12 protein-coding genes are annotated in these 12,929 nt (G+C 42.2%); 3 read left to right on the forward strand and 9 right to left on the reverse strand.

Translation table 11 applies throughout. The annotated features are described in order from the left end of the window. The 9 genes from ACOJS8_RS26535 to ACOJS8_RS26575 all read right to left on the reverse strand — a co-directional run. Positions 1–1,549, reverse strand: a 1,549-nt coding sequence (locus ACOJS8_RS26535) for a sialate O-acetylesterase (RefSeq protein WP_420151578.1), incomplete at its 3' end; no start/stop codon positions are given. A gap of 50 nt (positions 1,550–1,599) precedes the next feature. Then, entirely contained in the window at positions 1,600–2,595 is a 996-nt protein-coding gene (gene obgE, locus ACOJS8_RS26540) for a GTPase ObgE (protein ID WP_420151579.1), read from the reverse strand. A 9-nt stretch (positions 2,596–2,604) separates the two neighbouring features. Beyond that, positions 2,605–3,186 carry an adenylate kinase gene (locus tag ACOJS8_RS26545; protein WP_420151580.1) on the reverse strand — a complete coding sequence of 194 codons (582 nt, stop codon included), beginning with the start codon at positions 3,184–3,186 and terminating at the stop codon, positions 2,605–2,607. Between the two features lie 166 nt (positions 3,187–3,352). Next, positions 3,353–5,125, reverse strand: a complete 1,773-nt coding sequence (locus ACOJS8_RS26550; protein WP_420151581.1) for a tetratricopeptide repeat protein — start codon at positions 5,123–5,125, stop codon at positions 3,353–3,355. Positions 5,126–5,213: 88 nt separating this feature from the next. After that, positions 5,214–6,116, reverse strand: coding sequence for a PstS family phosphate ABC transporter substrate-binding protein (locus ACOJS8_RS26555; RefSeq protein WP_420151589.1), 903 nt, complete (start codon positions 6,114–6,116; stop codon positions 5,214–5,216). Between the two features lie 247 nt (positions 6,117–6,363). Further along, a complete protein-coding gene (locus tag ACOJS8_RS26560) occupies positions 6,364–7,188 on the reverse strand; it encodes an energy transducer TonB (RefSeq protein WP_420151582.1) in 825 nt (274 codons plus the stop codon). A 4-nt stretch (positions 7,189–7,192) separates the two neighbouring features. Then, a complete protein-coding gene (locus ACOJS8_RS26565) occupies positions 7,193–7,729 on the reverse strand; it encodes an ExbD/TolR family protein (protein WP_420151583.1) in 537 nt (178 codons plus the stop codon). A gap of 56 nt (positions 7,730–7,785) precedes the next feature. Continuing rightward, positions 7,786–8,412 carry an ExbD/TolR family protein gene (locus ACOJS8_RS26570; RefSeq protein ID WP_420151584.1) on the reverse strand — a complete coding sequence of 209 codons (627 nt, stop codon included), beginning with the start codon at positions 8,410–8,412 and terminating at the stop codon, positions 7,786–7,788. 72 nt (positions 8,413–8,484) lie between these two features. After that, on the reverse strand, positions 8,485–9,318 hold the full coding sequence (locus tag ACOJS8_RS26575) for a MotA/TolQ/ExbB proton channel family protein (RefSeq protein ID WP_420151585.1): 834 nt from the start codon (positions 9,316–9,318) through the stop codon (positions 8,485–8,487). Positions 9,319–10,317: 999 nt separating this feature from the next. On the opposite strand from ACOJS8_RS26575, the gene ACOJS8_RS26580 reads away from it, so the two are divergent. From ACOJS8_RS26580 to ACOJS8_RS26590, 3 genes are all read left to right on the forward strand, one after another. Next, a complete protein-coding gene (locus ACOJS8_RS26580) occupies positions 10,318–11,655 on the forward strand; it encodes a tyrosine-type recombinase/integrase (RefSeq protein ID WP_420151586.1) in 1,338 nt (445 codons plus the stop codon). 205 nt (positions 11,656–11,860) lie between these two features. Further along, positions 11,861–12,142, forward strand: a complete 282-nt coding sequence (locus ACOJS8_RS26585; RefSeq protein ID WP_420151587.1) for a DNA-binding protein — start codon at positions 11,861–11,863, stop codon at positions 12,140–12,142. 82 nt (positions 12,143–12,224) lie between these two features. After that, on the forward strand, positions 12,225–12,929 hold a 705-nt coding region (locus ACOJS8_RS26590; protein ID WP_420151588.1), incomplete at its 3' end, for an AAA family ATPase.

Consider the following 12,929-nt stretch of genomic DNA (forward strand, 5'->3'; position numbering starts at 1 on the left):
TTACATCACGATATCGAACGTAATAAGATCCTTCGGTATTTGTCGAAAACGTCTGCGATGTAGATACGGTCGTATTATTCTGCTGATTGAGCCATGTTACGTTAGCATAATTGGTCGTTAAGTTTAAATTATTACCAACGCAAACGTAAGGCAGTCCATTATCTGCAACTGCCGCAATAACATTTGGTACATTGATCTGAGATGTGAATAGTGTGTTTCCTAAGCCATCTTTAACTTTAGCGCGATAAGTACCAGCTCCTTTTGTAATGGTGCTTCCTGATTCGCCAGAATCCCACTGAATACTTGAATAATTCCCGTTAACGCTGATTCTTAGGTTGTTACTACCCGCGCAAGCAACTGAAAGAGTAGGCGCTGGTGATGGCCCAACAGGGGTTGAGTTCTGAAAAAAAGTATCATTCAAACTACTATTCCAGGCGTTAGCTACCTCCACAAGTCCGTCGTAATCAAAATGCAAACCATCTACATCAAATAAGGGTGCACGTTTTCGTGGTACCTGTATTCCATCCGTGTTGGGGCCGGCAAACACGTTACCAGTAGAATTGATTACTAAGTCCTGCGCTACTGTAACAGCCGGATCTGTACCTCCCAGAAAATCGCCATAACTCGCTCTGGCAACCACCCACGACATATTTCGATTATAATCTTGACGTGCTTGTCTGATTACCAGTTGTAAGTCATTCACATACTGATTCGTTGGGGTATTCAGCAGATTATCGGCCTCGCCCTGATGCCAGAGAACTGCCCTTACGCCTAGCATGTTGGCGTAATACTGCAACGCAATTTTTAAATTGATGTACGGTTGCCGGGGCGGATAGGGTTGCCCGTTATAAACGCTGTAAGCAGTTCCTCCCTCAGGTGCACTTTGTCGCCAGTTTTGAACAGGTGTTCCGCTAAAGGCAGCATTGAAGAACATAACAGGCACGTTCAGACGCTTGACTAACAGATCGCCAAGTTGCCCCCAACACCAACTACCCGTGCCACGAGGAGCGATGGTAAAACCAGGAGAGTTATCAAGTTGGGTAAAAACCGGCGCTGGAGGGTCATTTGGAAAACCATCACCCGGATATGAATAATTGACTGCATTCACACGGTCGTTGCCAGGATTAGGAGCACTCTGGTGGAAACCCTGCGCATTAGATTGACCAGCGATTATAAATACTTCACCAATTCCTATCCGCTCAATAATAGTTACGTTACCAACCTGCTGATCACCATTACTACCACGTACTTCGAGGTTATACCAGCCCCCGGCTCCCGTTAAATCGCCTGCATAGACTCCCCCCGATACATTATCCTGAATTGTACGCCAATCTGTTGATGAGCCCTGTCCATCACGTGCCTGTAAACGCGCTTCTACTTTTGTCAGGTTAGATGTGTAATAGCCTGTTATGCGAATTGTCGCCTGATTAGCTTTGTCTCTTTGAAAAACGGCACGGCTGGTAGGAAAAGAAATTTGAATCTGAGCTATTGTAATAAGAGGAAATAATAAAAGAAATATTGTTTTATAAGCCCTGTAGTAATAGTTCATAGTAATAATAAAGGCCAATGAGTATTCTAATTATTATTAATAAAGGATAGCTAAGAGGTCGTTAAATTTTGCCATATAATGTCTTTCAATTCGTTCAGTCCGCGTTGGCTTACTGAAGAAATAAACACGGCGGGGACTTTCTTTGGTAACTGCTCTTTTAATTCAACAAGCGAGGTATCATCAACCAAATCAATTTTGGTAATTGCCAGTAACCGCTTTTTATCCATCAATTCCGGGTTGAACTCCCGCAATTCGTTCAGTAACGTATTGTATTCCTGCCGGATGCTTTCAGTGTTGGCAGGAATAAGAAACAGAAGAATTGAGTTACGTTCTATATGCCGCAAAAACCGTAGCCCCAATCCTTTTCCCTGCGAAGCGCCTTCTATAATACCGGGAATGTCGGCCATAACAAATGATTTATAATCTCTATATGCTACGACCCCTAAATTAGGGACAAGGGTTGTAAACGGGTAATCAGCAATTTCAGGACGTGCGGCTGACAGGACAGACAGCAACGTAGACTTTCCCGCGTTAGGGAACCCCACCAGCCCTACATCGGCCAGAAGTTTTAATTCTAAAACAACCCATTCTTCCAGCCCGGGCTCCCCCGTTTGAGCATAATATGGAGCTTGCTGTGTTGCTGTTTTAAAATGGTCATTGCCTAATCCACCCCGTCCGCCTGGAAGCAAAATAATTTCTTGCCCATCTTCGGTTATTTCAGCTAGCATTTTACTGGATTCCGGCTCACGGGCAATTGTACCGAGTGGTACTTCTAAAATAACATCTTCTCCTTGTGCTCCGCTACGTCGGCCGCCTTCTCCTGCTACACCGTTACCTGCTTTAACATGTTTCCGATATTTTAAATGCAGAAGTGTCCAGAGCTGAGCGTTTCCTTTCAAAATAACGTGTCCTCCCCGGCCGCCGTCACCGCCGTCCGGCCCACCTTTAGGCGTATGCTTTTCCCGGCGAAAATGGACTGATCCAGCTCCCCCCGCCCCCGACCGGCAATTAATTTTTACGTAATCAATAAAGTTTGATGAAGCCATAAATTCTCCTTACTCCTCAACCGATTCATCAATTTTGGCGCAAATTGACTCGAAAATATTTTCTATGCTGCCAATCCCATCAATAGCCACGAATTTTCCCTGTTGACTGTAATAGTCTGCAACAGGTGTTGTTTTATCGTTGTACTCCTTAACCCGCCGTCTGATCAAATCTTCATTCTGGTCGTCAGGCCGGCCTGATGTTCGGCCACGTATCAGCAGTCGCTTGGTTAATTCTTCGCTATCCACAATTAAAGCAACCATGACAGTTATTTTTGTCCCATGCTGATCCAGAAGCGAATCGAGAGCCTGCGCTTGTGGCACTGTGCGCGGAAAACCATCAAATATAAAACCAGCCGCTGATTGATTATCTTTTAGCTTATTTTCAATCATACCAATAACAACTTCGTCAGGTACTAATAATCCCTGATCCATCAGTTGTTTAGCTCGTAAACCTAATTCTGTACCAGCTGCTATTTGTGATCTTAATAGATCGCCGGTTGAAAGATGAACTAAATTATACTTACGGATTAAATTTTCGCTTTGGGTACCTTTTCCAGCGCCGGGGGGGCCAAATAGTACAAGGTTAAGCATACAGTTTTTGTAATAATCTCTGTTTAATCAAAAGTTTGCGACCGTAAAGTTAAGATACACTTTCAAAAAAATAGTGTCAACACTCATGTGTTTTATTATTCGTAAATAAACGAAAAAGCACAGGCATAATACCTGTGCTTTTTCGTAATCAAATAGCTTCTAGATTTTACCTACTGGCCACCTTCTTTTTGACTGGAGCTTTAGGAGCTGGCTTTGCAGAAGGTCTTGTAGTAGCAGGCGCTTCTTTGGGTCCTTCCAGGGCTTTTTTAACACTTTCATCGTTCGGGTCCAGCGCCAGAACTTTGTCAAAGTACTCTTTCGCTTTTGCGTCGTCCTTTTTCATAAGACTGAATCCCGCTAACGCTTTATACGCGGTTATCAGATATTTCTTATAATCGGTTTTATCAGACGAATCTGGTGCCATTGCCTGTTCAATAAATTTCTCATAAAGGGGGCCTGCAGAGGCTGCTGCTTTCTCTTTATCATTCGGATAGGCGTAATAGTTTGCACCTGCCCGATAGTAGTATGCCAAAGGATATTTCTTGCCGTCTGCTTCTATTTTCTGAGCCATTAATGCAAACGCAGAATCAGCGCGCAAGTAATATTGCTGTTTCACCTGACGGATTTGTGCTGTATCCATCGGTGCGGCTGTACTATCCCGGCCAACTCGTGGAGCATACTGATAATTAGAAAGCCCCAACCATAAGTAATCATTATTTTGCGGTTTCTTATCATTGGCGATAGTCTTAGCGTAATAATCAGCCGCTTTGTCATACCTTTTCGTTTTATAAAACTTCTCCCCTATCTCGCGATAAAGGTTTTCAGTAGTATCCATTGGGGCTGCTTTCTCCAAATTGGCAACACTGAGTGAGTCACCTTCAGGCGTTCCCAATTGCCCATAAGCGCGGCCTAGATATTTATAATCATCAGCCATTACTTTTTGGGGTGCCGTTGAAATGAAGCGGTTAAGCGACTCGATTGATTCGTTATTTTTACCCAAAGCGGTATAAGCCCAGCCATACATGCGATCTATGATTGGGTTATTCACTTTCCCTTTCAATTGATCAAGATACGAGATGGCTCCCTGATAATCTTCGGCTAAGAATTTGTATCGAGCTACATCGAGTAGCAATTCAGGGTCTTTCGTACCACTTTTCTGTATATACAACTCATAGTTCTGAGCTGCACTCTTATATGCACGCGAATTTGCCAGTGCATCTGCATATGATCGATACGTAGGCGCAAATTCAGCGTCTGTCTGGATTGCCTGCTTAAAATAATCCTGAGCTTTGGTATAATTTTTACCACGTAGATACAAACGGCCTATTTTATAATTTGCTTCGGCCAGTTTTGGATCAATAGCTAAGGCATTTTCATATTTAGAGATAGCATTACCACCATCATTTTTTAGGAAGTAAGCATCACCCATTAGCATTTCAATCTCAGCATTCTCGTTTTTCTTGTCTTTCTCGTCAGCAATTTGCAGCAAACGTAGTGCTTCTGCCGGATCGTTGGTTTGATCTGATAGCGTGTACATTTCAGCAGCACGTATCAGTACATCCTGATTCTTACTTTTCGTCTGCGAAACTGCATTGTCAATCAGAGACTTCGCCGTAGCGCGATCTTTTTTTGCTAAAGCTACGCCAGCAAGACCAACATTATTTAGTTGATTTTTGGAATCTGCGGCATTGCCCTTATCAAAAGCAGCTTTTGCCTTGTCTAACTGACCACTTCTTAAATAGTAATAGCCAAGATAGAATTGATTCTCGGCATTAGGCGAACTAGAAGTCAACTGCGTTAGTGTCTGTTCAGCTTTAGGATAACGCTCTGCTTCTATATCTTTCAATGCCGTCGGCAGATCCTGCGCCATCAAGGGAGCGGCTATAGTCGTTCCAACAAGCAGGAGAGTCCACAGCGTTTTTTTCTGATTGTTCATCATGTAATTTAAGTTGGAAATGAAAAAAAGGTTAGTGCTATTTAAACAATCAACAAAAATAAAAAATTGCGATTAAACCGAAAAAAGTTACTCATTTTGTTAAATTTATCACTCTATCGTATGGTATTCTTGGCCAAAGGCCCAATTTACGTATGATTAACGAACCCGCGTCCCGAGCAATATAATTAATCAGTCCTCCCCCTAATCCTGGATGCGTTTCCCTACTCAAAATATATACCGGGCGACGTAGTGGATACCGCTGCATACCTAAATCCTCCTGGAAGGGTTGAAAATAATCATCCCGCTGAGTAGGATTTTCCTTTGGCGATACACCCATCACCCGCAAATCTTTAGCCAACTCAACCGATAATGGTTCATCACTATCGCTAATCCAGTTAACCCCGATAAAACCGAGGGCTGATGGATTCTTACGAACAAAATCAATGACCTCACGGTTTGATCGGGTCGTAAAAATGCGCAGCTTACTAACGTCCTTCACATTAAAAGTATTTAATACAAACTCCAAATTACTCGAATTGTTATTATCAAACACTAACGTTATAGGTCCGTTTTGATTACTTTTTCCTAGCTGAGCCCATTCCTTGTACTGACCATTAAAAATACCTCTAAGCTCATTCATCGTTATCAGACTATCAGTGTTTGCTTTATTGATGATGAGTGCAACGCCATCGGTAGCAATCTTTTCGGTTGCTCCCTTTATCTTTCTCTGATTAAGTACAGCCCGTTCTGATGGTTTTAGAGTACGAGTAGCAAAGACTAGCCGGGCGCTGTCATGAAGCATCATATTTATTGCTTCCTGCTCTGGTTTAAAAATAATTTTGAAATGCGTATTTGGGTAAATTCCAGAGTAAGCCGAAGTCAATTGTGTCACCAGTGGATGAAACGATTCATCAGCCGCTATGATAATACTTCCTTGTGACGGATTATCTAGTGGAGGCTTGCCATTATTACAGCCCCACAGACAAGTTAACATGCCTGCAATTATTATTCGACTAATCATTTTCCCGAAAACGTTGATAAGCACGATAAGCACGAAACGCCCCATAAGCTAACAGAAGTGCGCCCATGCTGTATCGGAGAATTCCTGGTTCAGGTAACATCCCAAAAGACTGAGAGGAGGCAATCAGTGCGATGCCTCCTCCCAAATATGCTAGCGAAGCCAATACTGAAATATACAGTGTTAACTGCGCTGGACCTTGATTCTGTCTGCGCATAGAAACCTATTCCAGCGTAAAATTGATCGGCAAGTTGTATTTAACACGAACCGGACGACCAGATTGTTTACCAGGACGCCATTTAGGCATAGTTTTTACAACACGCTGTGCTTCCTCGTCCGTACCGAATCCTAAGCCTTTTAGAACTTGTACATCTTGAATACTACCATCCGTGTTAACAACAAAGCTAACAAAAACACGTCCTGATACGTTTGCACGCTGCGCAGCCGCCGGATAACGAAGATTTTTACCTAAATATTGACCCAGTGCTGCCATACCTCCTGGAAACTCAGGCTGTTGTTCTACTACGGTGAATATTTCCTCCTCTTTAGGTGCAGCTTCGACGGCTACCTCTACTTTCGTAGGTGCTGCCGTTGCTTCGGGAGCAGCAATTACTTCTTCAGCATTAGGGTCACCTTCCTGTGTTTTTTCAGCGGCAACAGCTTCTTTCAACTCTTCAACTGCTGGCGGAGGAGTCTCCTCAGGAACTTCTTCATCCGGTTTTACTTCTGGAGGTAAGAATTTCACAGTATTCACCTTAGGAACCTCCACCGGTGGCGGTGGCGGTGGTGGCGGCTCATTAGGATCGATAGGTGGCGGAGGAAGCTTCATCAAGTCAACCTCTACCATTGCTTGTTCTTCTTGCTCGGGAGTTAAAGCCGTGATAATTGTTGGTGTAAGAACGCCTAGCGTAAATAGAATGCCACCAATAATAAGAGCACGGGTTACTGTCTTAGGATAGGTTTTACGAAGATCGTAAGCACCATATGCCTGGTTCCGATTAGCAAACACTATATCATCGAGTGTTGCCTGTGGGCTAATTTCTGCCATGGTGTTATGTGTCTAATTTTGCCTTGTCTTTAAGAAGCTTTTTTTCGTCTGGCGTCAATTGGTCTACTAAAGCATAACGTTTAAGCTTTGTGATTGCCATTTCGTCCAATACATCAACCATATTTTTGTATGTTGACTGTTTAGTTGGTTTAATAACAACGACAAACTTTTCGCCACCTACTTTTTTGACATTTTCCATAAGCGCCTGGCGAAATTCATAGCCATAGCCGACAGTCTTTACTTCAGGGTCTTCATTAGCAGCCTTACCAAAAATGTAATGCGCTTTATTATCTTTTCCTAGAAAAACCGTCATTACGTTGGACGCCTTGATGGGCTCCGTTTCTTCTTGTTTTGTTTTATCCGGTACGTTGAGCGTCATCGAAGAAGGTTTGCTCAAGGTAGTGGCCAAAATGAAGAAGGTAATCAGAAGGAAGCCAAGGTCAACCATAGGTGTCATATCGACACGGGTTGAGGCTTTTTTAGATCTTACCTTACCACCATCATGTTTACCGCCACCACCACCGGTGTTAATTTCTGCCATGTTTTCTTAACAGATTCGCGTGGTGAAAATTAAGTCAGTTTGCAATCGCTGCACAATTAATCAGCTTTCCAACCAGCCGGAGGAGCTTCTGTCCCCGTAATCAGATTGAACTTGTTGATATTTTGCGCTTGGAGCGTAGCCAACACATTCTTGAATTCGGGGAATTTGGCAAGATTATCGCCTTTCAACGCAATTCGAAGATTATTGTTAGCCTTACGAGAATTAAATACCCAATCTTTTAATTCGTTAGTCGGAGCAGCGCCCGAAGAATCTGTTGGAATTCCAGGTTGTTTTACCTTAGCTTGCTGTTCTTTAGATAAATTTAAATAGGACTTTAGCTGATTAATTGGCAAACCAAAGTTTGACATTAACGCAAACTCCTTTTTTTCTCTATCTGAAAATGTAATTCCTTTAGCAGCTCCAATATTTTCTAACGTGGCAATACGAGTCTGTTGGTTGTCAGTACCGAAATAGACTTTGCCATCCCGTCCAAGACCAATGGTCATAATATCGTTATCAGGAACTTTAATTCCAGAGATAGACGAGGGCGTTTCGATAGCAGCCGCATCTTGAGACCTGAATTGGGCCGTTAGAATAAAGAACGTCAGCAAAAGGAACGCTACGTCACACATCGCCGTCATGTCAACGGTCGAACTAGCGCGTTTAATTTTAACTGCTGGCATGAGTTAGTTTGTTTCGTCCTGCCCGGAATAACCGGGCAGGTAGGTTAATTTGACTCAACGTTACTATACGACTTAATAATGAGCCGCAAAGTTTTGCTGAATGCTCAAGCCGATTTCGTCAATATTGTAAGTTAATACGTCAATACGGCTTGTGAAATAGCTATACATAATCGTTGCAATGGCAGCAGTACCAATTCCCAGAGCCGTGTTTACCAGAGCTTCAGAGATACCCGTTGACAGAGCACCTGTATCTGGCTGGCCTGTAGCACCCATAGCTGCGAACGCGCGGATCATACCAAGTACCGTTCCGAGTAGGGCGATCAGCGTAGAAACCGAAGCTAGCGTAGCAATGATGGTTAGGTTCTTTTCCAGCATTGGCAGTTCAAGTGTAGTTGCTTCTTCAACTTCTTTTTGCAGAGCTACTAGCTTCTGCTCTTTATCCAATTGCGTATCGGTAGCTAACTGCTGATATTTTAAAAGAGCGGTTTTAACAACATTACCAATTGAACCTTTCTGACGATCGCACTCCTGGATGGCAGCTGCTACTTCATTTCGGTCAAGCTGGCTTTTAATCTTCCGAACAAAATCATCGATTGAACCTGATCCGTTAGCCCGGCCAATAGTGATGAATCGCTCAATAGAAAAAACTAATACCGTTAAAAAACAAGTAAAAAGAATTGGTACGATAAATCCTCCCTTATACACGGTACCGAAGTAATCGCCCGGAAGTGGTTCTTTTGTGTTATCGCCTTCCTGGAAGTGACTGCCATCACCGAAAACGAACATATAAGTCAGGATACCGATAAGTAACAATACCGGAATCACGAACGCGGGATTCAGACCGCCTGACTTCTTCTTCGGTGCCGGTGCTTTAGCAGGTGCTGGAGAGGGAGTTTGTGTTTTCATTGTAACTGGACTGTAGGGTTAAAATTTAAAAGTTGGTTTGCCCGGTAAAAAAAGTGAAAAATTTAGACTATTTCGGTTTGCGCATTTAAAAATTTGACGGAAATGCTTTCAAACCTTCACAAAAATATGATTTTCTGATTAAAACCATACAATTCTATTTAGCAAATCTTTCATTTATATTGCAATCCAACAACAAATAGTTGGACATATTTGATTTTATCCATAAGCTTCTCCCTAAGCTTATGTTTTGTTAAAGCTATTGGGTTCATGCTCTTTAGAATAATGTCGTTATGCCCAGAACATCTCTTGAAAAAAGCATTCGGCTTTTGGCCAACATAAATCCTTGTATTTCAATTACTACACAAAAATCCTCTCGAATTAATACACTAGTAACCACACTACGGTGGGAAAACAGAGTCGTTCATCATAAAATAATTGTTAAGATTATTGGGATGCCCCCTCTTGGAGGAAGTTATTTTAGAATAGATGCTTCACTCACAAGAATTCCATAAAAGATCTTTATTTTTTACGAGAATTACTATAGAACGAACAAGAACGGCCCTCTGGGAGGATGGAAAAGGCCAAATACCAATCGCGGATGGTCGGCTAGGATCGAATACAATACAGGGTCATTATTAGGCTGTATGTTACGTATTCTCCTTTGCACCTTTTTCATTAACTGCCCTTGCGTATTTTGTCCTCCTCTGTCGATCAGAATGTGCCTTCAAAAAACCGATAGGTGGTACTGCTGCAACAAAAAAGCCTGTTAGCAATTGCTAACAGGCTTTGTGCCGAAGGCGAGACTCGAATCTGCTTAATTTGTATATTCTATCATTTTGTCTAAAATCAAGCAAAATAGCCTCTAATTAATCATTATAACCGTTTTTTACTTTAATCTTTGTTAAGTCAGATAATGATAGATTAAAATAAATTAAGGAATTCCGTACACCAATTCGTATACCTCTTATTTTTGGTGTACGGAATAAATTAATCTTGTATATGGCTCGTAGCTCAGATTCACCTGTTACTTATCTACTTCGTGATCCTAAATCAAAAAAGTCAACTCCTATTACGTGTGCTATACGCTTTGATAATCAGCGAATTAACATAGGTATTGGCTTCAAGGTATTGCCTAATCACTGGAATATATCAAAGCAAAGAGTAAAGAACGTGGTAGATGCCACTGATAAGGATAACATTAACGGTTATCTCGAACGATTAGAAAATGCTGTTCAAGAAATATTTTCTGAACTTCGCTCTAACCTTATTCCACTAACGAAGGAAATTGTAAAGCAACGGATTGACGCCTATCTAAACCCAGTCGCTGAGGCTGAGAAGCCAAAGACATTGGTAGACTTTGTACATTGGTATATTGATACGTGCCCTACCCGACTAGTAAGAGGGTCAAAAGCTAGAACAGGCCGCTTTATATCTCCAGATACAATACGACGTTATAAGACCACGCTAAATGGCCTAGAAGCCTTTGCCAAAATATACCCGCGTCCTCTTCTGCTAGATAATATAGATGCTGCTTTCTATAAAGCGTTCACGGCTTGGCTAACGGCAAAAGACTACGCTACTAATAATGTCAGTAAATACATCGAAAATGTGAAGGGATTCATGAGTGCCGCTGTTGACGAAGGATTTACTACCAACATGGCCTACCGCAAGTTTGCTAACCTTAGAGAAGACGCCGAAAATATATATCTGACTGAAGTTGAACTTGGCCGTATATATGACCTTGACCTAAGCAAGAACAGCAGGTTAGAAAAGGTACGTGACTTATTTATTTTCGCAGCCTGGACAGGCTTGCGCTTCTCAGATTTTTCTACGCTTCAACCGGAACACATCAAAGCCGATGAAAACGGCAACCAATACGTTGACCTTCGCCAGCGTAAAACAGGAGGGCGGGTGCAAATCCCCATCGTTCACGAAGCAGTCACACAGTTACTAGAAAAGTATAATAAATGTCTACCCGCTGGTATATCAAACCAAAGAACTAATGATTATCTGAAAGAGATTTGCCAGTTAGCTGAAATCAACGAGAGGATTCTTAAGCACGTTACGAAAGGTGGCAAGGCTGTAGTGAAAACTTCAGACGGTTGGGGTAAAACTTCGCCAGGTGTTGAAAAATGGACGCTTGTAACAACCCATACAGCCCGTAGGTCATTTGCAACGAATATGTTCAAACGTGGTATGCCTACCCTGTTAATCATGAAGCTGACTGGTCATAAGAAGGAAAGCGAATTCTTGAAATACATTAAGATTGATACTGCTGAGACACTTGATTTAATGCGACAGTATTTAGGTCCGCGAAGCTTAACTAAAATGGTTTGAGCGCCTTACAGAATTGATATGTAATTTAAAATAAGTAAAGTATAACCAGTCAAGGTAAGATAGCAGTCATGCTTTTACTTTAGTTTGATAAGTATAGATTTAAATAGTAGATGAAAATCCCCATGTATCGTTTTCACTTACACACATTTACTTCTAACCCTATTTCCTGACCTTTGAAGGGTCAAAACGCAAAACAACGCGAAGCATGGAAATGGTAATTTTGCCCGCTGATCAGGTGCGGTCAATGATGATTGAAGCGGCAAGTATTGCCGTTAAGAGCAATCCTCCAAAAACAACTCAAAGCCCTCCAGCGGCTGAGCCTATTTCTCCCGAAGAACTTTGTAAACGGTTAGACATATCAAAGCCAACTGCCTGGTCTTGGGAGAAAAAAGGCCTGATTAAAGGCTACCACTTGGGTAACCGAAAATATTTTATCTGGCAGGAAGTTATTGCATCACTAATTAGAAAAGAGGAGGTGAAAGCATGACAGCTCTAACTTCTCCCGCTTCTAAAAAACAGACACTATCACGCCCACACGACACCTTCACAAACAAATAAGGAGATATACGATGAATGCCCCACAATCACCGCCTATCTCCTTGAATAATAAGGATAAAGATACGCAAAATTTGAATGGTAAGAAAGTAGCGGTTTTGCATACACAGGTTATCCGCGAAATGACACCTCAACTGCCCGAACCTCAACCACCTGAAGCGGTCGATTATGCCAAGATTCTAGCGAATGCCAGAGTAAAGCCAACGGACAAGATAGACGAAGCACCTATCTACCTAACAATTGAAAAAGAAGGCACGGTTTCAATTATTGGTACAGAAGGCAATATATCGGCAGTAACAGGAAGGGCAAAAGCAAAAAAAACGTTTATAGTTAGTGTTGCTGTTGCCGCAGCCGTTGCCGGAATATCAGTTCTGAACAAAATAAAAGGAACCCTACCCAACGAAAAAAAAACGGTCTTGCTTTTCGATACCGAACAAAGTAAGCACCACGTATTGAAGGTCGTTAGACGTATCTGTCGGCTTTGCGGCATTGATGACCCGCCTAATCTTGAAGTATATTCGTTACGACCCTATGCACCAAATGACCGCCTGAAAGTTATCGATTACGCTATAAAGCAAACAGCAGAACTTGGGTTGGTCATTATCGACGGTATTCGTGATTTGGCTGTTGACCCGATACTTGACAGCGAACAAGCCAGCCATATTATAACGCATCTGCTTCAATGGACTGATCAATTAAATATCCATATCATGTGCGTT

It is taken from the genome of Spirosoma sp., from assembly GCF_048594605.1.
Taxonomy (GTDB): Bacteria; Bacteroidota; Bacteroidia; order Cytophagales; family Spirosomataceae; genus Spirosoma.